This window comes from Streptomyces sp. NPDC043878 (assembly GCF_056435735.1).
The window spans coordinates 427,044-447,979 of sequence record NZ_JBWKDW010000002.1; the positions used below are offsets into that span (position 1 = coordinate 427,044).

The window sequence follows — 20,936 nt, forward strand, 5'->3', positions numbered from 1 at the left end:
TTCTGGCTTCCGTGGCTTTAGTCGCTTTTGGCGCACACGTTCTCGTACGGCGCGTCAGGGACGTACATCCGCCACTGCGCCTCGGTCAGCCCGCCACCGGTGCGGGCGCAGATGGTGCGGACGGCCCGGTCCGGGGCGATGGGGAAACGCTGGAGCCGTACGTCGGGGCCGCCGGCGTCGACCGTCCCGCCGTCCTCGGCGAAGGCGAGGGAGTGGATCCCGTCGCCGGCCGTGGGCAGGTCCGTCCCGAGCTGCTGCTGGGTCCCGGTGTCCCACAGCCGTAGCGTTCCGTTCGCGCCGCCCACCGCCAGCGTGCCGCCGTCGGAGGAGAAGGCGAGCGCCCCCACCGCCTCCGGCTCGCCCTGGGAGGCCGTGTCGGAGGTGCCGGTCAGCGCACCCGCACGGTGACGGACATCGCCGTCCCACAGGGTGACGTGGCCGGTGGAGTCGCCGACGGCGAGCCGGGTGCCGTCGGGACTGAACGCCAGCGCGGTCACCTGGCGGCCGTCGGCGAGCGCGCGCCCCGAGACCTTCCCGGTCCTCGGGTCGGCGTACTGATCGTCGGAGGTCACGAGCAGATCCCCGTCGGGTCGCACCGCCAGGGCCTCCCCGGAGAGACCGCGCACGGCCCCCGACCGCAGGTGGTCGCGGGTGTCCCAGACCTCCGTGGTGTAGACGTCGGGGGTGGCGCGGGCCGCCAGCAACGTGCGGCCGCCGGCTCCCAGGGCGAGGGCGGTGACCGGGCGGTCGGCGGCGCCGGACGTGTCGAGGACCGTACGCACCCGGTGCGCCCTCACGTCCCACACGGTGAAGCGCAGCCGCTGGGCGCCGTGCGAGGACGCGGTGTCGGCGACGGCCAGCGCTCCGCCGTCCGGGCTGAAGGCCAGCAGGGGGACGTCGTCGCCGGACACGCCCGGCAGTGTGCCGAGCGTCGCGCGGGCGAGGACCGCGCCCATGGGGGTCCCCCCGCTCGAGCGAAGCCGGGAGTGGCGGAGCGACGAACGCAGCTCGAAACGGTAGCCGTCGCCGGACCGGGTGACGGTGGCCAGGGCGGTGCCGTCCGGGCTGAGCGCGCTCGCGTCGGCCGGAGTGCTCTGCCATGGCGGGGTGAGACGGTCGGTCAGGTCGAAGGTGTGGACCGTGGCGCCGTCGAGGTAGCGCAGGAGGCGGGGCCTGCCCGGGTCCCAGGTCAGCCCGAGGGCCTCATCCTTCGAAAGCGGTCGTTGGAAGACCTGCGTACCGCCGGTGTCCAGTCGCCACACGGTGAGTGCGTGGTCGTCCGCCGTGGCGAGGAACTCGCCGTCGCGGGAGAGAGCGGCCTGCGTGAAGCCGGTGATCCCGTCACTGGCGAAGTCGGCGAGCGTGCGTCCGCTGCGGATGTCCCAGACCAGGGCCCTCGTGCCGTAGACGGCGGTCAGCCGGCTGCCGTCCGCGCTGAACCGCAGCAGGCGTGCGCCGCCGTCCGCGCCGGAGCCGGTGCCACACACCGTCCGGTCCGCCTTCTCCCAGGCTCCCGGCAGCCGCTTCCGGCCGGCGGTGTCCCACAGCTGGAGCGGCCCTTCGGCGGGACAGAGGGCGAGCAGACGTCCACCGGGCCCGACGGCCGCCGAGCTGAGCGTGCGCCCGAGGCCGGTGGTGAAGAGGACCCTGCCGTCGTTCGTCCGGCGCAGCCGGACCGCGCCCGGACCGTCCGACGGCGCGATGAGATAGGCGCTCCCGTCGGGCGCGCTGCCCTGCGGCGACGCGTCGCCCAGGTCGGCCTCGGATCTGCCCAGCGAGAGGTTCCACACCTTCTCGTCCCCGTCCGGCCCGATGACGTCGAGGTACCGGGAGCCCGGCCCGACATCGCCCACCTCGGTACCGCTCGGCAGGCGGTCAACGGCGGTGACCTTGTGGTCGGCCACGTTCCGGGCGGTCACCGCGGAGCCGTCGACGCTGACCAGCGTCCGGCCGCCGTCGGAAAGGTAACGCCGGACGTCCTTGCCCGCCTGGGGGTCGGTGAAGGCATCCCGTTCCGGCTGTGCCAGGGCACCCAGCAGCGCCGAGCGGGACTCGGTGAGCGGGGCGGTCTTCCACGCCGCCACCCCGAGCAGGGCGGCGGTACGGGGATCGGTGGAGCGCAGACTGCCGGCCACGGCGGCCAGGCGGCGGGCGGCGGCCTTGGCGGCCTCCTCCTGGCTCACCTGATCGCGCTGCCAGGCGACCAGGCCGGCGGCCAGCGCCAGCACGAGGAACACGGACAGGCCGACGGTCAGTGAGCGCGTCCGGCGCGCGGAGCGTGTCTCGGCCTCCCGCTCGGCGTCCCGGGCCGCGAGGGAAGCGGTGAGGAAGGCTCGTTCCTGCGGGGTGAGGTCGTCTTCCGGCTGCGCAGGCCGGTCGTCGTTCTCCCGCCGGGTGAACAGTTCCGCGGCCCGGGCAAGTCGCGTGCCCCGGTACAGCGCGCCGGAGTCGCGTGCCAGCTCCTCCCAGCCGCGCGCCGCCTCACCGAGCCGGCACTGCTCGTGCAGCCGCTCCCGGTCCTCCTCGATCCAGTCGGCCAGGCGTGGCCAGCCGGTGATCAGCGCCTCGTGCGCAAGTTCCACCGTGTCGCCGTCCAGGGTGACCAGACGGGCGGCGACGAGACGTTCCAGCACGTCGTGCACGCCGCTGCCCAGCTCGGCGCGGGACGCCGGACGACGGGTGTCGGCCGTGCCTCCCCCACTCTCGACTTCGCTCGAGCGGGGGTACCCCCATCCGGGCGCGATCAGCCTCAGCAGGATGCGCCGGGCAGCCCTGCCCTGCTTTGCCGACAGCCCGCCGTACGCCTCCTCCGCGGTGGCGGCGATCGCGCCGCGTACGCCGCCCGTCTCCTCGTAGGCAGCCAGCGTCAGCAACCGGCCGCGGCGGCGGTGCCAGGTCTCCAGCAGCGCGTGGGAGAGCATGGGCAGCGCGCCCGGCCGGTCCACGACCTCGTCGATGACGCGGGCGGTGAGAGCACGCTCCACGTTCAGGCCGGCGGAGGCGGCCGGGCCGGTGATCACCTCGCGCAGTTCGTCCCGGCTCATCGGCCCGACCAGCAGAGCGGCCCGGCAGACGGCCTCCGCCAGCTCACGGTGATCGGCACAGTGGCCGTAGAAGTCGCCGCGGACCGCGACCACCACGCGCAGTCCGCTCTCCGGCCTGCGGGCCGCGAGCAGCAGATCCAGGAACCGGTCCCGTTCCGCACGGTCGTGGCACAGGGTGAACAGCTCCTCGAACTGGTCGACGATCACCCAGGTCTCCCCGTCGCCGTCGCAGGGGAGGAACGCCTTCTCGTGCGTGCGGACGGGCCGCTCACCAGGGGTGAGCACACGGATCACCGCCGGCCGCCGGGCACCTTCCGTCTGCCGCAGTCTCGGAATCAGCCCCGCCCGCAGCAGTGACGACTTGCCACTGCCGGAGGCACCGAACACCGCCGCGAACCGGTGCTCGCGCACCAACTCCATCAGGTCGGTGACGAGTGCCTCCCGGCCGAAGAACAGGTCACTGTCGTCCGGCTCGAACCGGGCCAGTCCCCGATACGGCGGCCTCTCGTCCGGCGCAGGAGTCCGGACCTCGGCCTCCGCCTCCCGCCAGCGCCGTTCCCATGCGTCCGGGTCGGCATCCAGTGCCTCGGCGTACGCCCGTACCACCGCCGGCGAGGGCAGTCGATCGCCGGCCGCCGCCTGGGACATCGCGGTGAGGGAGTAGCCCGCCCGCTTGGCCATCTCCCTGTAGGGCGGCTTCCCCGCCTTCTCCCGGAGGACGCGGAGATCGTGCGCGAGCCGTTGTACGGGACCGGCGTCCGGGTCGACCGGCTTTTCGCGACGTCCCACCGGAGGCACCTTTCACCTGAACCCGAACAACAGGCGGTCAAGGTACGTTTTTTTCGGATTCCCCGGCAATCCTGGCCCACCTGTGAGGCTGCCCACGGGACAGGCCGGCCCGTGAACGGTCAGCGGCGAGAACGGTCAGCGGCGAGAACCAGAGCCGGGAAAACCCTGGACCCGCCCGGTGCCGGTTGCGCGATGGGCCGCGCCGGCCAGTCCTCCGAGAAGGCCGCGCTGATCTGTCAGCACTCCGACGAGGAGCGGCAGCGAGACCTGGCGGCCGGACTCGACGACATGGTGCGTGCCGAGCGTGCGAAGCACCACCCGGGCGACCGGGCGCACCACGATGAGAAGCCCACCGGCAGTTAGCCGGACTCCTGTGGTGCGGTTGTGGTGCGCCACCAGCTCACCGGACCAGACAACAAAGAACCCCCGGGTCACTGACCTGGGGGTTTCGCGTGGAGCGGGTGACGAGAATCGAACTCGCGCTCTCAGCTTGGGAAGCTGATGTTCTACCATTAAACTACACCCGCGTAAGACGCCGGACGGTGCCGGTGTCGGGACGCGTGGTCACTTTACCCCATGCCTGGCCCCGGGTGCTGAAGCCCTGGGGCCTCGGTGCGTTACAGGGGGGTGACACGGCTGCGGGCGGCCGGAGTTGGGGCGTACGGTGGAGGCGTGGGAGAGGGTTCGGGCGGGGTCGGAGTGCCGCCTGGAGGGTCCTCCTGTTGATCCCGTAACGTGGCTTTTGTCGTCAGGGCAACAAGCCAGATGCGGCTCTTGGGGAAGGGACTCTTGGACTTGATGGAGCGCACCGTCGTCCGCTGTGCCGATGGGCACGTGTTCAGTACCGCTTCGTTCCCGATGCAGCAGGCCGAGCGGCTCGGCCCCGGTCGGCTCCTCCGCTGTCCACGGTGTGCCCGGCTCCGCAGTGTGGTGCCGGTGACCTTGGCGGCGGTGCGGAGCGCACAGCGGTCGTAGGAATTCGTAGGCAGCAGGCAGCAGGTCTTCAGGGAAGTGGCGCAGCGCGCGGGTCCGTCCGGTGGTGGTCGGTCCGCGCGCTTTGCGTATCCTCGGGGCGTGCTTCTCTCAGACAAGGACATCCGGGCCGAGATCGACGCCGGGCGGGTGCGGATCGATCCCTACGACGACTCCATGGTGCAGCCGTCCAGTATCGACGTGCGCCTCGACCGCTACTTCCGGGTGTTCGAGAACCACCGGTACCCCCACATCGATCCGTCCGTCGAGCAGGCCGATCTGACGCGGCTCGTGGAGCCGGAGGGGGACGAGCCGTTCATCCTGCATCCCGGGGAGTTCGTCCTCGCCTCGACGTACGAGCTCATCAGCCTCCCCGACGATCTCGCCTCGCGACTGGAGGGCAAGAGTTCCCTCGGGCGGCTCGGGCTGGTCACGCACTCCACCGCCGGGTTCATCGACCCCGGGTTCTCCGGGCACGTCACGCTGGAGCTGTCGAACGTCGCCACCCTGCCGATCAAGCTGTGGCCGGGCATGAAGATCGGGCAGCTGTGCATGTTCCGGCTGAGCTCGCCGGCCGAGTTCCCCTACGGCAGTGAGCGCTACGGCTCCCGGTACCAGGGCCAGCGCGGGCCCACGGCTTCCCGGTCCTTCCTCAACTTCCACCGGACGCAGGTGTGAGCGTGGGCGGCGCCGTACGCGAGAACCTCACCTACGAGCGGTTCGGCGTCGCCGTCCGCGAGCTGGCGCAGACGATCGCCGACGACGGGTACGAGCCGGACATCGTGCTGAGCATCGCCCGTGGAGGGGTGTTCGTCGCCGGCGGGCTCGCCTACGCCCTGGACTGCAAGAACATCCACCTGGTGAACGTCGAGTTCTACACGGGCGTGGGCACGACGCTGGAGATGCCCGTCATGCTCGCGCCGGTCCCCGACACCGTCGACTTCTCCGACAAGAAGGTCCTCATCACCGACGACGTCGCCGACACCGGCAAGACGCTGAAGCTGGTGCGCGACTTCTGCCTCGACGCGGTCGCCGAGGTGCGCAGCGCCGTCATCTACGAGAAGTCGCAGTCGCTCGTGAAGTGCGAGTACGTGTGGACGCGAACCGACGACTGGATCAACTTCCCGTGGAGTGTGGAGCCCCCGTCGTCCGGCGGTCCGGGCAGGTGCTCGACGCCTAGGCGACGGCCGGGGCAGGTGATGGAGAAGGGCTCCCGGTGGTGTGCCGGGAGCCCTTCTCCGTCGTGTGGCGCTGGTCGCCTGTGGGGTGGCGGCTAGAACGTGCCCAGTTTGACGATCGACAGGAGGGCGATCAGCTGGATCGACGACGCGCCCAGGGCCTTGGGCCAGGGGAGGTCGTGGGAGCGGGCGACCATGAGGGTCAGCAGGGCGCCGGCCGCGATCCAGGTGGCCCAGCCGAGGGCCTGGACGAAGGCCGCCTCGCCGCCGAAGAACATGGCGAAGACGAGGCGGGGCGCGTCGGTGAGGGACATGATCAGCATCGACAGGCCGACCGTGGGCTGCCAGGCCCCGTCGCCGCCGAGCTGACGGGCCAGGGTGTGGGTGACCACGCCCAGGACGAAGGCGCTCAGGACCATCGCCACGGCCGTCGTCAGGACGATCGGGACCGCGTTGGACAGGGTGGCGTGTATCGCGTCCCTGCGGGCGCCGTCGAAGCCGAAGACGGCGAGCAGGCCGTAGAGGAAGGTGACGACGAGGGCCGGGCCCCACATCGTGTAGTCGCGCATCTGGAGGAAGGTCCGGTTGGGGGACGTCGCGATGCCCCTCAGCAGGTCCTTCCAGTGCAGGCGGGGGCCGATCGGGCCGGCCGGGGCCGTGCCCGCGCGGTAGGTCCCGCCCTGGGTGTAGGGGTCGTCGCCGACCGAGAACGCCTGGGTGTGGCCCGGGTTGTTGGCCGCGTACGGGTCGGGGGCGCCCTGCTGGTACGGGGTGCCGTCGCCGAAGTACTCCGGCTCGTCGCCGTAACCGCCGCGCTGTCCGCCGCCGCCCTGCGGCCACTGGCCGCCCCCGCCGCCGTACTGCTGCTGCGGCGGGTACGGCTGCGGCGCCTGCGGGTAGCCGTACGACGGTGCCGCTCCTGGTCCGGGGCCCTGTCTCGGTCCCGGCCCCTGGGGCGCCTGCTGCCCGTACGGAGGTTGTTGCGGTCGCGTTTGCGGAGTGCCGTTGTTCCGGCCGCCGCGTCCGATCCTGAATCCAGCCACGCTCTCGAACGTACCTGGTCCCGGGAAGTCACGGGTCGGCCCCGGCGGTCCGGGCCCGGCTTTGCTGCCGACCTGTGACATCCCCTAAGGGGCCGGGGGGCTGATTCCCCGAAGTCCCTCGGGGGACCGCCGTCCGGGCTACGGCCCGCACCGCCGACCGGGCTACGGCCCCCACCGCCGTACGGGCTAAGGCGCCCCACCGCCGTACGGCCTCCGGCACCGTTCTCGCGCCCGGTCCGACGGCCCCCGCGGGACGGCTCGGTCGCCCTGCGATTGCCAGAAGGGCGCGTTCGCGCAGGCGGTGTCCCGCCAGGGCCACGGTGCAAGTGGGCGGCGGACCAAGGGTGTTCGGGGGTGTGGACGAGCCGACGCCCCCAAATCCCGGGGGACCTGGGGGCGTCGGCGGTGTCGGGGGCGGCGGAGGGCGCGGGGTCTACTCGACCGGCTGCGGCTCCGGCTCGCTCTCGGCGTCGACCGCGCCCGCCGGGGGTTCGTCGTCGGCCGGGGTCCGCACCGAGTCCAGCAGCAGCTGGGCGACGTCGACGACCTGGATGCTCTCCTTGGCCTTGCCGTCGTTCTTCTTGCCGTTGACCGAGTCGGTCAGCATGACCAGGCAGAACGGGCAGGCCGTCGAGACGATGTCCGGGTTGAGGGAGAGGGCCTCGTCGACGCGCTCGTTGTTGATGCGCTTGCCGATCCGCTCCTCCATCCACATCCGCGCGCCGCCGGCGCCGCAGCAGAAGCCGCGCTCCTTGTGGCGGTGCATCTCCTCGTTGCGCAGGCCCGGCACGCTCGCGATGATCTCGCGCGGCGGCGTGTAGATCTTGTTGTGCCGGCCCAGGTAGCACGGGTCGTGGTAGGTGATGATGCCCTCGACCGGGGTGACCGGGACCAGCTTGCCCTCGTCCACCAGGTGCTGGAGCAACTGGGTGTGGTGGATGACCTCGTAGTCGCCGCCGAGCTGCGGGTACTCGTTGCCGATGGTGTTGAGGCAGTGCGGGCAGGTGGCGACGATCTTCTTGGCCGACCGGGGCTTCGCGGACTCGGGGAGCACCTTGCCCTCGTCGTCCGTCTCCTCGCCGAACGCCGCGTTCAGCGCCATGACGTTCTCCATGCCGAGCTCCTGGAACAGGGGCTCGTTGCCGAGGCGGCGGGCGGAGTCGCCGGTGCACTTCTCGTCGCCGCCCATGATCGCGAACTTGACGCCCGCGATGTGCAGGAGTTCGGCGAACGCCTTGGTGGTCTTCTTGGCGCGGTCCTCCAGGGCGCCGGCGCAGCCGACCCAGTAGAGGTACTCGACCTCGGTGAGGTCCTCGATGTCACGGCCGACGACCGGGATCTCGAAGTCGACCTCCTTGGTCCACTCCAGGCGCTGCTTCTTCGCCAGGCCCCAGGGGTTGCCCTTCTTCTCCAGGTTCTTGAGCATCGTGCCCGCCTCGGAGGGGAAGCTGGACTCGATCATCACCTGGTAGCGGCGCATGTCGACGATGTGGTCGACGTGCTCGATGTCGACCGGGCACTGCTCGACGCAGGCGCCGCAGGTGGTGCAGGACCACAGGACGTCGGGGTCGATGACGCCGTTCTCCTCGGCGGTGCCGATGAGCGGCCGTTCGGCCTCCGCGAGCGCGGCGGCGGGCACGTCCTTCAGCTGCTCCTCGGACGCCTTCTCCTCACCCTCCATGGTCTTGCCGCCACCCGCGAGCAGGTAGGGCGCCTTGGCGTGGGCGTGGTCCCGCAGCGACATGATCAGGAGCTTGGGGGAGAGGGGCTTGCCGGTGTTCCAGGCCGGGCACTGCGACTGGCAGCGGCCGCACTCGGTGCAGGTGGAGAAGTCCAGCAGGCCCTTCCAGGAGAACTGCTCGACCTGGGAGACGCCGAACACGTCGTCGTCGCCCGGGTCGGTGAAGTCGATCGGCTCGCCGCCGGACGTCATCGGCTGGAGGGCGCCGAGGGCGGTCCCGCCGTTCGCGTCACGCTTGAACCAGATGTTGGGGAAGGCCAGGAACCGGTGCCAGGCGACGCCCATGTTGGTGTTGAGCGAGACCGTGATCATCCAGATCATGGTGGTGCCCAGCTTGATCATGGCGGCCAGGTAGACCAGGTTCTGCAGCGTGCCCAGGCTCAGCCCCTTGAAGGCCAGGACCAGCGGGTACGAGGCGAAGTACGCGGCCTCGAAGTGGTCCACGTGGTGCAGCGCGCCCTCGAGTCCGCGCAGGACGTAGATCGCCAGGCCGATGGTGAGGATGACGTACTCGACGAAGTACGCCTGGCCCATCTTGGAGCCGGCGAACCGGGACTTGCGGCCGGGCCGGGAGGGCAGGTTCAGCAGGCGGATGACCATCAGCGTGAGGATGCCGAGGGTGGTCATCGCGGCGATGAACTCGATGTACAGCTCGTACGGCAGGAAGTCGCCGATCACCGGGAGCGTCCAGTCGGCCTGGAAGAGCTGGCCGTAGGCGGTGATGATGGTGGGCGGCAGCGTCAGGAAGCCGATCGCCACGAACCAGTGGGCGACGCCCACGACGCCCCACCGGTTCATCCGGGTGTGGCCCAGGAACTCCCGCACCAGCGTCACGCTGCGCGAGTAGGGGTTGTCGGTCCTGCTGCCGGCGGGGACGGGCTGGCCGAGTCGGAAGTGCCGGACGAACTGGCCGACGGCGCGTGCGAGCAGTGCCACGCCGACCACGGTCAGGACCAGCGACACGATGATCGCGGCGAGTTGCATCTTGGGGGCTCCTCGGGCCTGCGAGGCGTTCTTCGAGCGTGATTACTAAGCGGTAACTTATGCGGTTCTCTGAGACTACCCGCATCCTGCGCCGCACTGTAGTCAGCCGTGCGGTGATCTGTGCTACTGAGGGCTGCCTCAGTGGCCGCGGCGCGGCGGCGCGCGGACCCTGGGGTCAATTCACCGCATATCATTACATTCGGACTAGCTTGGTGGGGTGCTCTACGGGATCGCCGCCGCCATCACCGCCCTGTTGCTCGCCGCCGTGCTCACCGCGGCGCTGCGGGTCCCCGCCCTGCGTCTCGGGGCGGTCGACCGGCGGCGCAAGCGGCCGGTCCCGCTGTTCGGCGGGGTGGCCGTGGTGCTCGCCACCTGTCTGGTGGCGGCGGCCGGGAACTGGACCGGGGTCGCGCCGCTCGGCGGCATCGGGAGGCTGCTGGTCGCCGGTGCGGGGGTCGCGGTCCTCGGGCTGATCGCCGACCTCCGGCGGGTCAAGGCCCGGTTCGTGCTCGGCGGCACGGCCGTCGCGGCGGCCTGCGTGGTGCCCTACGAGGAGACCGGACTGCCCGCCGGGCTGCTGGCGGTGGGCTGGATCGTCTTCGTGGCCGCCGGCTTCAAGGCGCTCGACCACGCCGACGCGCTGGCCGGCACCGTGGGGGTGATCACCGCCTTCGGGGTGGGGGCGTGTGCCGCCGCCGAGGTGATGGACGGGCTCGCGGTGCTGCTGAGCGTGCTGGCCGCCGCGCTGACCGGGTTCCTCATGCACAACTGGCATCCCGCGCGGACCGCCCTCGGGGCCTGCGGTTCCCTGTTCGTCGGCTTCGTGCTGGCCTCGGCGGCCGTGCTCAGCCGCACCGGCTACGAACTGGGGCCCAGCGCCGGGGTGTTGTTCGCGCTGACCGCCGCCGGGAGCACGGACGTCGTGCTCGTCCTGCTGTCGCGGCGGCTGGCCGGGCGACCCCTGCTGCGCAGCGGCCCGGACCATCTCGCCCACCGGCTGCGGCGGCTCGGGCTCACTCCGCAGGGCGCGACGGTACTGCTCGGTGTCGGCTCGTTCTCCGGGGTACTCGTGGGGGTGCTGGAGCACCTCGGCTGGGTCGCGGAGTCGGGGGCGTTCTGGGTGGCGTCCGGCGCCCTGATCCTCGTCCTCGGACTGCTGAGGATCAAGGTCTACGGGACTCGGCGGCAGTCGGTTCACCCGCCTCGGTCAGCTCCTTCCTCCGCATCCGTGCAGGTCAGCGGGCACTTGCGTGTAAGGAGCGGATAAGAGTTGAGTCTCGTCGACTCACCTCTGTTGACCGAGCGGGAACAGTGATGCACACTTGAGCCTGTTCCACTCAAGTCATTGCTGGAGGAATCAACCATGGCACGTGCGGTCGGCATCGACCTGGGCACGACTAACTCCGTCGTCAGCGTTCTGGAGGGCGGCGAGCCCACCGTCATCACCAACGCCGAGGGTGCCAGGACCACGCCGTCCGTCGTCGCCTTCGCGAAGAACGGCGAAGTCCTGGTCGGCGAGGTGGCCAAGCGCCAGGCGGTCACCAACGTGGACCGGACCATCCGGTCCGTGAAGCGTCACATGGGCACGGACTGGAAGATCGAGCTCGACGGGAAGCCCTTCAACCCGCAGCAGATCTCCGCCTTCATCCTGCAGAAGCTGAAGCGGGACGCCGAGGCCTACCTGGGCGAGAAGGTCACGGACGCGGTCATCACCGTCCCGGCCTACTTCAACGACTCCGAGCGTCAGGCGACGAAGGAAGCCGGCGAGATCGCCGGTCTCAACGTCCTGCGCATCGTCAACGAGCCCACCGCGGCCGCGCTCGCCTACGGCCTCGACAAGGACGACCAGACGATCCTCGTCTTCGACCTCGGCGGCGGCACCTTCGACGTGTCCCTGCTGGAGATCGGCGACGGCGTCGTCGAGGTGAAGGCCACCAACGGCGACAACCACCTCGGTGGTGACGACTGGGACCAGCGGGTCGTCGACTACCTGGTGCAGCAGTTCAAGTCCGGCCACGGCGTGGACCTGGCCAAGGACAAGATGGCCCTCCAGCGCCTCCGTGAGGCCGCCGAGAAGGCCAAGATCGAGCTGTCCTCGTCCACCGAGACCTCGATCAACCTGCCCTACATCACGGCGTCCGCCGAGGGCCCGCTGCACCTGGACGAGAAGCTCACCCGCGCCCAGTTCCAGCAGCTGACGGCCGACCTGCTGGAGCGCTGCAAGACGCCGTTCCACAACGTCATCAAGGACGCCGGCATCCAGCTGTCCGAGATCGACCACGTCGTTCTCGTCGGTGGCTCCACCCGTATGCCCGCCGTCGCCGAGCTCGTCAAGGAGCTGACCGGCGGCAACGAGGCCAACAAGGGCGTCAACCCGGACGAGGTCGTCGCCATCGGCGCCGCGCTCCAGGCCGGTGTCCTCAAGGGCGAGGTCAAGGACGTCCTGCTGCTCGACGTCACCCCGCTGTCCCTGGGCATCGAGACCAAGGGCGGCATCATGACGAAGCTCATCGAGCGGAACACGACGATCCCGACCAAGCGGTCCGAGATCTTCACCACCGCCGAGGACAACCAGCCCTCCGTGCAGATCCAGGTCTACCAGGGCGAGCGCGAGATCGCGGCGTACAACAAGAAGCTCGGGATGTTCGAGCTGACCGGTCTGCCGCCGGCGCCGCGTGGTGTCCCGCAGATCGAGGTCGCCTTCGACATCGACGCCAACGGCATCATGCACGTGACCGCGAAGGACCTCGGCACGGGCAAGGAGCAGAAGATGACCGTCACCGGCGGCTCCTCGCTGCCGAAGGACGAGGTCGACCGGATGCGCCAGGAGGCCGAGAAGTACGCGGAGGAGGACCACGCCCGCCGCGAGGCCGCCGAGACCCGCAACCAGGGCGAGCAGCTCGTCTACCAGACGGAGAAGTTCCTCAAGGACAACGAGGACAAGGTCCCGGGCGAGGTCAAGACCGAGGTCGAGGCCGCCGTCGAGGAGCTGAAGGCCGCGCTCAAGGGCGAGGACACCGCTGAGATCCGCACGGCCACCGAGAAGGTCGCCGCGGTCTCCCAGAAGGTGGGCCAGGCCATGTACGCCGACGCCCAGGCCGGTCAGGCCGGCGCCGGTGCCGCGGGCGCCGAGGCCCCGAAGGCCGACGACGACGTCGTCGACGCCGAGATCGTGGACGACGAGCGCAAGGACGGTGCCGCGTGACGGAGGAGACCCCGGGCTTCGAGGAGAAGCCCGACGTCCCTTCCGGCGCCACCTCTGACGACGCCGAGCCCGCGGCCGCCCCCGAGGAGGGGGCGGCCCCGGCCGGGGACTCATCAGCAGCACAGATCGCCGGTCTGACGGCCCAGCTGGACCAGGCACGCAAGGCGCTCGACGAGCGCACGGGCGACCTCCAGCGGCTCCAGGCCGAGTTCCAGAACTACCGCCGCCGGGTGGAGCGGGACCGGATCACGGTCAAGGAGATCGCCGTGGCGAGCCTCCTGACCGAACTCCTGCCCGTGCTCGACGACATCGGCCGCGCGCGGGAACACGGCGAGCTCGTCGGCGGGTTCAAGTCCGTCGCGGAGTCGCTGGAGACCGTCGCGGCCAAGATGGGCCTGCAGCAGTTCGGCAAGGAGGGCGAGCCCTTCGACCCGACCATCCACGAGGCCCTGATGCACAGTTACGCACCGGACGTCACCGAGACCACGTGCGTGGCGATTCTGCAGCCCGGGTACCGGTTCGGCGAACGCACCATCCGCCCCGCGCGGGTGGCCGTGGCCGAACCCCAGCCGGGGGCGCAGACCGTCAAGGGCGAGGAAGCGACCGAGGCGGCCGACGACAAGGAGAGCGGTGGCCCGGACGAGGGCTGAGCTTGGACCGATGAGAAAGGAGGGGCGTCGGGGATGAGCACCAAGGACTTCATCGAGAAGGACTACTACAAGGTCCTCGGCGTCCCCAAGGACGCCACCGAGGCCGAGATCAAGAAGGCGTACCGGAAGCTCGCCCGCGAGTTCCACCCGGACGCCAACAAGGGCAACGCCAAGGCCGAGGAGCGCTTCAAGGAGATCTCCGAGGCGAACGACGTCCTCGGCGACCCCAAGAAGCGCAAGGAGTACGACGAGGCCCGCACCCTCTTCGGCAACGGCGGTTTCCGTCCGGGGCCGGGCGCGGGCGGCGGCTCCTTCAACTTCGACCTGGGCGACCTCTTCGGAGGCGGCGCCCAGGGCGGCGGTCAGCCGGCCGGCGGCTTCGGCGGCGGACTCGGAGACGTCTTCGGGGGCCTGTTCAACCGCGGCGGCGCCGGTCCCACGCGGACCACCAACCCCCGGCGCGGCCAGGACATCGAGTCCGAGGTCACCCTCAGTTTCACCGAGGCGATCGAGGGTGCGACGGTCCCGCTGCGCATGTCCAGCCAGCAGCCCTGCAAGGCCTGTTCGGGCACCGGCGACAAGAACGGCAACCCGCGGGTGTGCCCGACCTGTGTCGGCACCGGTCAGGTCGCCCGGGGTTCCGGCGGCGGTTTCTCGCTGACGGACCCCTGCCCGGACTGCAAGGGCCGCGGCCTGATGGCCGAGAACCCCTGCGAGGTCTGCCACGGCAGCGGCCGCGCCAAGTCGTCCCGGACCATGCAGGTCCGCATCCCGGCCGGGGTGAGCGACAACCAGCGCATCCGTCTGCGCGGCAAGGGCGCGCCCGGCGAGCGGGGTGGACCGGCCGGTGACCTGTACGTCGTCGTGCACGTGGACGCGCACCCGGTCTTCGGCCGCAGGGAGGACAACCTGACCGTCACCGTCCCGGTGACGTTCACGGAGGCGGCGCTCGGCGGCGAGGTCAGGGTGCCCACCCTGGGCGGCCCGCCGGTGACGCTCAAGCTGCCGCCGGGCACACCCAACGGCCGTACCATGCGCGCCCGTGGCAAGGGCGCGGTCCGCAAGGACGGCACCCGCGGTGACCTGCTGGTCACCGTGGAGGTGAGTGTTCCGACGGATCTGTCGGGGAAGGCTCGTGACGCGCTGGAGGCGTATCGCGAGGCGACCGCGGGTGAGGACCCGCGGGCGGAGCTGTTCCAGGCCGCGAAGGGAGCTTGATCCGAGATGGACGGTCGTCGACGCAACCCGTATGAACTGACCGAGGAAACCCCGGTCTACGTCATCTCGGTGGCGGCCCAGCTCTCCGGTCTGCACCCGCAGACGCTGCGCCAGTACGACCGTCTGGGCCTGGTCTCTCCCGACCGCACCGCCGGCCGGGGCCGCCGCTACTCGGCCCGTGACATCGAACTGCTCCGCCAGGTGCAGCAGTTGTCCCAGGACGAGGGCGTCAACCTGGCCGGAATCAAGCGGATCATCGAGCTGGAGAACCAGGTCGCCGCCCTGCAGTCCCGGCTGGCGGAGATGGAGGCGGCCCTGGACGGCGCGGCGGCCGCGATGCAGCAGCGCGAGGCCGCGGTGCACGCCTCCTACCGGCGGGACCTGGTTCCGTACCAGGAGGTGCAGCAGACCAGCGCGTTGGTGGTGTGGAGACCCAAGCGGCAGCAGCCGTCGGACTGAACCCAAGCGCGCGGGAACATGGTGGTGAAGGGGCCCGGGGAGCGTTCCCCGGGCCCCTTCACCTGCGCTGGCAGGGCCCCGTCCGCCCGTTGTCCGCAGGGAGCTTCACGGCCCGTCGGAAGAGGCTCGGTGTAGAGTCCGTGAAGACTGTTCTGCGGCGATTCCCTCACGTCTTCACATGCAAAGCGGAGCGTGGCGTTGTCATCTCGTTAAGTGGTTTCGCTTGACGCTGGGGGGCGTGGCCGCGTTGGCTTTTCAGTCATCTGGGTCGCAATGCTGCGTCCACGTCCGGAAGGCACCAGAAGTGAGCACCCCCATGCGTCGTATCGCCATATCCGTGGCCGCGTCCACAATGACTCTTTCGCTGGCCGCATGCGGCGCCCTGGGGGTTTCGGGGGACAGCGCAGACGCGAGCCCGACCAAGGGCAACGACATCACGGTGGGCGTCCTGATGCCGGAGAAGACGAACACCCGGTACGCCGAGTTCGACTACCCGATCATCAAGGCGAAGGTCGCCTCCCTCACCAAGAAGCAGGGCCGGACCGTCTACGCCAACGCCGGTGCCGACGCGGACACGCAGGCCGGCCAGATGCAGCAGATGATCGACGACAAGGTCGACGTCATCCTGCTCGACGCGGTCGACGCGCATCTCATCGCGGGCACGGTGAAGAAGGCCAAGGACGCCGGCATCCCGGTCATCGCCTACGACCGGCTGGCCGAGGGCCCGATCGACGCCTACGTGTCCTTCGACAACGAGCTCGTCGGCGAGGTGCAGGGCCGTTCCGTGCTGGAGGCGCTGGGTGCGGGGGCCGACTCCTCCGACAAGGTCGTGATGATCAACGGCTCGACCACCGACCCCAACGCCAAGCAGTTCAAGACCGGCGCGCTCTCCGAGCTGGAGGGCAAGGTGACGATCGCCGACTCGTTCGACACCGACAAGTGGAGCCCGGAGCTGGCCCAGTCGCACATGGCCGAGACGATCAACAGGATCGGCAAGGACAACATCGCCGCCGTGTACTCCGCCAACGACGCCATGGCCGGCGGTGTCATCAAGGCGCTGGAGGCCGCGGGCGTCACCAAGCTGCCGCCGATCACCGGTCAGGACGCGGAACTCGCGGCGGTGCAGCGGATCGTGGCCGGCGAGCAGTACATGAGCGTCTACAAGCCCTACCCCGGCGAGGCCGAGGCCGCCGCGGAGATGGCCGTGGCGAAGATCCAGGGCAAGGACATCCAGTTCGACGCGCTGGCCCGGGACAGCGTCGACAGCCCGACGAACAAGGCCGTGCCGGCGCAGCTCGTGCCCGTGGTCGCCCTGACCAAGGGCAACATCAAGAGCACCGTCGTCGCGGACGGCATCTACAAGGTGTCCGACATCTGCACCAGCCGGTACAAGTCCGCCTGCGCGGCCATCGGCTTGAACTAGCGGCTCCCCGCGTCCCCCGGGCGCTGGGCGACGACGCCCGGGGGTCGGGGACGACGGTCGCGCGGGTGCGGTCGAGGAACTCCCGGTCGGTCTTGGGGCCGAGGACGTTTGCGAGTGTGACGTTTCATGGCCGGACGGTTCCCGATGACGTACGGTACCCCGCAGGGTGGCGGGCCTCCGCCCGGGACGCAGGGGTGCCGGGCCGTCCACGGGGCCGCCGCCGCCCGGCACCGTCAGCTTGTTGCAACCCGCCGGAAGGGGGCCCGGAGATACCGGGAGATACCGGTGGTTTCCACAACGCGCGCCGGGGGGAGCCGTGTTGCGGAGCGGGTCCGGTCCGCGCATAGTTGCGCTGCGGAGGACGGGAACCGGGGGTGGGATGGGCGATGGCCGGGCACGGGACGGACGAGCATCCACACGGTGCTGACCGACTGTGCGAGACCGGGGATCGCGTGTATTCCCGGGCCGTACGGCGGGGCCGCGTGCCGCGCCGGGACGCCGAACCGGTGCCCTGTCTGCTGGATCTGGCGCTGCTGCACCCCGACCCCGACGACATGGACTGGCTGGTCCCCACCTCCCCGCAGGAGGTCATGACCCGGCTGCTGCGCGGGGTGTACGACGAGGTCAGCGCGAGCCAGCGGATGGTGGGCTCGGCGGTGGCCGCCGTCGAGTGGTACGCCGGACTCGGGCCGCGGCCCCGGCCGGCCGCCGTGGAGGGCTCGGCGATCCGCGTCCTGGACGGCCTCGCCCGCATCCAGGCGGCGATGGACGAGGCGACCGAGGCCTGCACGACGGAGGTCCTCACCGTGCAGCCCGGCGGTATCCGCCCCGAGCACGAACTCACCGAGGGACTGCACCGCGCGCTCGCGCTGCGCGGCCGGGGCGTGCGCATGCGCGACCTGTACACCCACGTCGCCCGACACGGCCAGGGCCTGATCAACTACCTGGAGCTGATGGGTGGTTCGGTGCAGGCCCGGACCCTCGACGAGGTGATCGACCGGCTGATCCTGTTCGACTCGACGGTGGCCTTCATCCCCGCGAACGCCGACCGCACCCTGGCCCTGGAGCTGCGCCACCCGGCGCTGGTGCGGTACCTGGTGACGGTCTTCGAGCGGCTGTGGCGGCTGGCGATCCCGCTGACCGCGCCGCTGCCCGACACCGGCATCGAGGGCATCTCCCACCGCGAGCAGTCCATCGCCGCGCTGCTCGCGGAAGGTCACCAGGACGCGGTGATCGCGGAGCGGCTCGGCATCAGCGTGCGTACCTGCCGGGCTCACATCGCGAGGCTGTCGGAGACGCTGGGCGCGGCCAGCCGTACCCAGTTGGGCGTCCGGATCGCCCAGGTCGGCCTGGACGGCCCGGTCCGCCCCGCCGGCGTCACCCCGCTGACTCTTCCCGGTCAAGAATCCCGGCCCGTCCGATGAGGTAGCCGAGCTGCGCCCGGCTCTCGCTGCCGAGGGTCGCCGCGAGTTTGGCGATGTGGACGCGGGCGGTACGGACGTTCATCCCGAGCCGGTCCGCGATGACGGCGTCGGTGTGGCCCTCGACGAGGAGCGCGGCGATGGCCCGCTGGCGGTGGGTGACGCCGTCGCGGGAGGGCTGCGCGGCCGCCCGCGGGTGCATGGGGTCGGCCAGCCGCCACAGGCGGTCGAAGGTGGTGGCGAAGTAGTCCACCAGGGCAGGGTGCCGTACCTCCAGGGCGAGGGAGCGGTCCTTGCTGCCGGGAACGAAGGCGACGGCACGGTCGACGACCAGCAGACGCTCGGTCACCTCGTCCAGGGTGCGGGCCTCGACGTCGCCGCGCAGCCGTTCGTAGCGGGCGAGCACCGAGGGCGCGTGACGCAGCGTGTGCTGGTACAGCGTGCGGATGCGGCCGCCGCGGTCCAGCAGGTCCTGGTCGCGGGCCAGGGCCTCGGCGTGGCGCTCGGGACGGGCCCTGGTGTGGCTGGTGTGCGGGTGGATGGCGAGGAGTTCGGCGGAGGCGTCGGCCATGGCCTGGGCGATGGCGAGGTTGATCCGGTCGAGTCCGTTCAGGACGCTGATCGCCGGGGTGTCGCCGCCCGTGGTGGGCGGGCCGCCGATGCGCAGCAGCGGTTCGAAGGTCTCGGCCAGCCGCTGCTCGCGCCGCCGTTCGTCGGCGATGCGCTCCTGCGAGGCGCGCAGCAACCGGTGCAGGGCCACCGTCGGGGAGGCGGGTTCCAGCGTGTCGAGGTCGGTGACGGGGGGGTGGAGCAGGCCGAGGTCGACCAGGCAGGGGGCCGTCTCGGCGTCTGCGGCGCGGACCCGGCCCTCGCGCAGGGCGCGTTCGTACAGCCGCGTCCCCGCGGCGCACAGGGCTTCCGGTCCGTGCTGCGGGTGCGGCGCCGGGGTCACTCCTGGTCTCCTCTCCTCGGGGCGCCCGCCCGGGCGGGCCCGCACCGGTCAGCGGTCGCGGTCCAGGATCCCCGACTGGGCTATGAGAAAGCCGAGTTGTGCCCGGCTGCCGCTGCCGAGGGCGGCCGCGAGCTTGGCGATGTGGGCCCGGCAGGTGCGCACGTTCATGCCGAGGCGGCGGGCGATGGCCTCATCCACGTGCCCCTCGACGAGGAGCTTGGCGATCGACCGCTGGACGCCGCTGATCCCGTCGGTGGGGGGAGCGTACGGCGTCTCCTCCAGCAGCGGGACCGCGCGGGCCCAGAGCTGCTCGAAGACCTTGGCCAGGTAGTCGACCAGGCCCGGGTGGCGCAGTTCCAGGGCGACGGCGCTGTCGTCGCGGGCCGGGATGAAGGCGACGGTGCGGTCGAAGATCATCAGCCGTTCGATGAGTTCCTCGAGCGTCCGGATCTCGACGTTGCCGCCCTTGGCCATCAGTTCGGCGTACGCCAGGGTGCCCTGACTGTGCCGGGCGGTGTGCTGGTACAGGGTCCGCATGGTGATGCCCCGCGCGATGACGGCCTGTCCCCGGTCCAGCGCCTCGGTCAGCGAGTGCTCACTGCGGCCGCCCCCCGGCTGGACCGTCAGGATCTCCGACCGGCAGTCGCCGAGGGCGAGCTCGATCGCGGAGTTGATCCGGTTGATCCCCTCCAGCACGGTGATGGCGTGCGTGGTGGGCAGATCCTGGGCACTGATGGCCATGAACGGCTCGAAGGAGTCGGTCAGCCGGACCGTGAGGTTCCGGCGCTCCTGGATCTCCCGCTCCAGGGGGTGCAGCCGCTGCGCCAGCGCGGCCGCCGGCGGAACCGGGCGCAGCCAGTTCGCGTCGTCCGGGTCGGGGTGCAGCAGCGCGAAGTCGACCAGGCAGGGAGCGGGTTCGACCTCCGTACGGGCGATGCGCCCGAAACGCAGCGCACTGGCGTAAAGCCGCCTGCCGTCGGCACACAACTCCGCTTCGGTATGAGGATGTGTCCGGTATGGGTCGTTTGTTGGCAAAGCTCCACCCCCCAGGGTCCTGAACGTGCAGGAACATGATGCATCGACCCTGTGGTGTTCGACTGACTGAATGAGCCATCGTCTTGGTGACGGCGGGGGAGAGTAGCCACGGAAGTGAGGACGTAGCCGACTATGTGCAAGAGAATGGTTCGCTCGGTGCTCGCTGTCGCCTTCTCCGCTGGGTTGGTGTTCGGCGCGTACGGTGCCCTGGACCTCTCCTGGAGCAGTGAACCGGCCACCCAGCCAGACTCCAGCGGTGAGGCCGTCGCACCTCCGGACCTCTCTTGGAGCAACGTGCTGGCGGGGGACCTGTCCTGGAGCATCGTGCCGAAGGGCGCGGCGGCATGACCACCCCGCCCGACGACCGCTCCTTCCGGCGCGAGATGGCCACCGCCTATCGCTCGGGCTGGCACTTCATCGACCTGGTCACCGCGATCCCCCACGCCGGTGACTCGTTGATGGTGACGGTCTTCGGTGAGCCGGTCGTCGTGACCCGGGACGAGGACGAGGACCTGCGGGCGTACCGGTGCCTGCGGCGGCCTCGCGGGGCGCCGCAGCCGGTGCGGTGCGCCATCCGGTACGGAATGATCTTCGTGAACCTCGACCAGCGGGACCACCAGCTGGTGGAGCCGGACGTACCGGACCTGCCGACCATCTCAGCCACCCCCCGCAGTGCCTGACGCGATTCCCCCGTCGTAACAGATCGCGCAGGTACTTCCCCCCCGCAGCGGGGGGGGGGGGGGGGGGGGGGGGGGGGGGGGGGGGGGGGGGGGGGGGGGGGGGGGGGGGGGGGGGGGGGGGGGGGGGGGGGGGGGGGGGGGG

At 70.9% G+C, this 20,936-nt stretch carries 15 protein-coding genes, 1 tRNA gene and 2 pseudogenes; 12 read left to right on the plus strand and 6 right to left on the minus strand.

Annotated elements, in window-relative coordinates; translation table 11 throughout:
• Window positions 1-17: 17 nt before the first annotated feature.
• Entirely contained in the window at window positions 18-3,833 is a 3,816-nt protein-coding gene (locus AC07AZ_RS05635) for an nSTAND1 domain-containing NTPase (RefSeq protein WP_478844114.1), read from the minus strand.
• Window positions 3,834-3,980: 147 nt separating this feature from the next.
• Between AC07AZ_RS05635 and AC07AZ_RS05640 the strand changes: the two are divergent.
• A pseudogene (locus AC07AZ_RS05640) lies at window positions 3,981-4,196 on the plus strand (hypothetical protein); the annotation flags it as partial.
• 90 nt (window positions 4,197-4,286) lie between these two features.
• On the opposite strand, the gene AC07AZ_RS05645 reads toward AC07AZ_RS05640, so the two are convergent.
• A tRNA-Gly gene (locus tag AC07AZ_RS05645) sits at window positions 4,287-4,360 on the minus strand.
• 547 nt (window positions 4,361-4,907) lie between these two features.
• Here AC07AZ_RS05645 and dcd point away from each other — a divergent pair.
• The gene (dcd, locus tag AC07AZ_RS05650; protein ID WP_478844116.1) at window positions 4,908-5,483 is read left to right on the plus strand and encodes a dCTP deaminase; all 576 of its coding nucleotides are present in this window, start codon (window positions 4,908-4,910) and stop codon (window positions 5,481-5,483) included.
• A 2-nt stretch (window positions 5,484-5,485) separates the two neighbouring features.
• Window positions 5,486-5,985, plus strand: a pseudogene (locus AC07AZ_RS05655) (phosphoribosyltransferase).
• Window positions 5,986-6,078: 93 nt separating this feature from the next.
• On the opposite strand, the gene AC07AZ_RS05660 reads toward AC07AZ_RS05655, so the two are convergent.
• Both AC07AZ_RS05660 and AC07AZ_RS05665 read right to left on the minus strand, forming a co-directional pair.
• Window positions 6,079-7,107, minus strand: coding sequence for a Yip1 family protein (locus AC07AZ_RS05660; protein WP_478844118.1), 1,029 nt, complete (start codon window positions 7,105-7,107; stop codon window positions 6,079-6,081).
• A gap of 352 nt (window positions 7,108-7,459) precedes the next feature.
• Window positions 7,460-9,751 carry a (Fe-S)-binding protein gene (locus tag AC07AZ_RS05665; protein ID WP_478844120.1) on the minus strand — a complete coding sequence of 764 codons (2,292 nt, stop codon included), beginning with the start codon at window positions 9,749-9,751 and terminating at the stop codon, window positions 7,460-7,462.
• Between the two features lie 217 nt (window positions 9,752-9,968).
• On the opposite strand from AC07AZ_RS05665, the gene AC07AZ_RS05670 reads away from it, so the two are divergent.
• The 7 genes from AC07AZ_RS05670 (at window position 9,969) to AC07AZ_RS05700 (ending at window position 18,130) form a co-directional block, all read left to right on the plus strand.
• Window positions 9,969-11,018: an MraY family glycosyltransferase gene (locus AC07AZ_RS05670; protein ID WP_478844122.1), complete on the plus strand. Its 1,050-nt coding sequence runs from the start codon at window positions 9,969-9,971 to the stop codon at window positions 11,016-11,018.
• Window positions 11,019-11,114: 96 nt separating this feature from the next.
• Window positions 11,115-12,956, plus strand: coding sequence for a molecular chaperone DnaK (dnaK, locus tag AC07AZ_RS05675; protein WP_478844124.1), 1,842 nt, complete (start codon window positions 11,115-11,117; stop codon window positions 12,954-12,956).
• Window positions 12,953-13,606, plus strand: coding sequence for a nucleotide exchange factor GrpE (grpE, locus tag AC07AZ_RS05680; protein WP_478844126.1), 654 nt, complete (start codon window positions 12,953-12,955; stop codon window positions 13,604-13,606). The genes dnaK and grpE overlap by 4 nt, the downstream gene beginning before the upstream one ends.
• A 33-nt stretch (window positions 13,607-13,639) precedes the next feature.
• Window positions 13,640-14,824, plus strand: a complete 1,185-nt coding sequence (gene dnaJ, locus AC07AZ_RS05685; RefSeq protein ID WP_478844128.1) for a molecular chaperone DnaJ — start codon at window positions 13,640-13,642, stop codon at window positions 14,822-14,824.
• A 6-nt stretch (window positions 14,825-14,830) separates the two neighbouring features.
• Window positions 14,831-15,283 carry a heat shock protein transcriptional repressor HspR gene (locus AC07AZ_RS05690; RefSeq protein ID WP_478844130.1) on the plus strand — a complete coding sequence of 151 codons (453 nt, stop codon included), beginning with the start codon at window positions 14,831-14,833 and terminating at the stop codon, window positions 15,281-15,283.
• Window positions 15,284-15,599: 316 nt separating this feature from the next.
• Window positions 15,600-16,706, plus strand: coding sequence for a sugar ABC transporter substrate-binding protein (locus AC07AZ_RS05695; protein ID WP_478844132.1), 1,107 nt, complete (start codon window positions 15,600-15,602; stop codon window positions 16,704-16,706).
• Between the two features lie 386 nt (window positions 16,707-17,092).
• The gene (locus AC07AZ_RS05700) at window positions 17,093-18,130 is read left to right on the plus strand and encodes a helix-turn-helix transcriptional regulator (protein WP_478844134.1); all 1,038 of its coding nucleotides are present in this window, start codon (window positions 17,093-17,095) and stop codon (window positions 18,128-18,130) included.
• Here the strand turns inward: AC07AZ_RS05700 and AC07AZ_RS05705 are convergent.
• Entirely contained in the window at window positions 18,084-19,079 is a 996-nt protein-coding gene (locus tag AC07AZ_RS05705) for a helix-turn-helix transcriptional regulator (protein WP_478844136.1), read from the minus strand. The two genes, AC07AZ_RS05700 and AC07AZ_RS05705, sit on opposite strands and share 47 nt — an antisense overlap.
• A gap of 48 nt (window positions 19,080-19,127) precedes the next feature.
• Window positions 19,128-20,114 (minus strand): helix-turn-helix transcriptional regulator, encoded by a 987-nt coding sequence (locus AC07AZ_RS05710; protein ID WP_478844138.1) that lies wholly within the window; start codon window positions 20,112-20,114, stop codon window positions 19,128-19,130.
• 156 nt (window positions 20,115-20,270) lie between these two features.
• Here AC07AZ_RS05710 and AC07AZ_RS05715 point away from each other — a divergent pair, with 156 nt between their 5' ends.
• Both AC07AZ_RS05715 and AC07AZ_RS05720 read left to right on the plus strand, forming a co-directional pair.
• The gene (locus AC07AZ_RS05715) at window positions 20,271-20,462 is read left to right on the plus strand and encodes a hypothetical protein (RefSeq protein ID WP_478844140.1); all 192 of its coding nucleotides are present in this window, start codon (window positions 20,271-20,273) and stop codon (window positions 20,460-20,462) included.
• Window positions 20,459-20,794, plus strand: coding sequence for a hypothetical protein (locus AC07AZ_RS05720; RefSeq protein ID WP_356037578.1), 336 nt, complete (start codon window positions 20,459-20,461; stop codon window positions 20,792-20,794). The genes AC07AZ_RS05715 and AC07AZ_RS05720 overlap by 4 nt, the downstream gene beginning before the upstream one ends.
• Window positions 20,795-20,936: the final 142 nt, after the last annotated feature.

Bases quoted from the DNA above. Each gene is read 5' to 3' on its own strand.
- AC07AZ_RS05695 (WP_478844132.1), top strand. From the start codon at position 15,600: ATGCGTCGTATCGCCATATCCGTGGCCGCGTCCACAATGACTCTTTCG.
- AC07AZ_RS05660 (WP_478844118.1), bottom strand. From the start codon at position 7,107: ATGTCACAGGTCGGCAGCAAAGCCGGGCCCGGACCGCCGGGGCCGACC.
- dnaK (WP_478844124.1), top strand. From the start codon at position 11,115: ATGGCACGTGCGGTCGGCATCGACCTGGGCACGACTAACTCCGTCGTC.
- AC07AZ_RS05700 (WP_478844134.1), top strand. From the start codon at position 17,093: ATGGCCGGGCACGGGACGGACGAGCATCCACACGGTGCTGACCGACTG.
- AC07AZ_RS05665 (WP_478844120.1), bottom strand. From the start codon at position 9,751: ATGCAACTCGCCGCGATCATCGTGTCGCTGGTCCTGACCGTGGTCGGC.
- AC07AZ_RS05720 (WP_356037578.1), top strand. From the start codon at position 20,459: ATGACCACCCCGCCCGACGACCGCTCCTTCCGGCGCGAGATGGCCACC.
- dnaJ (WP_478844128.1), top strand. From the start codon at position 13,640: ATGAGCACCAAGGACTTCATCGAGAAGGACTACTACAAGGTCCTCGGC.
- AC07AZ_RS05690 (WP_478844130.1), top strand. From the start codon at position 14,831: ATGGACGGTCGTCGACGCAACCCGTATGAACTGACCGAGGAAACCCCG.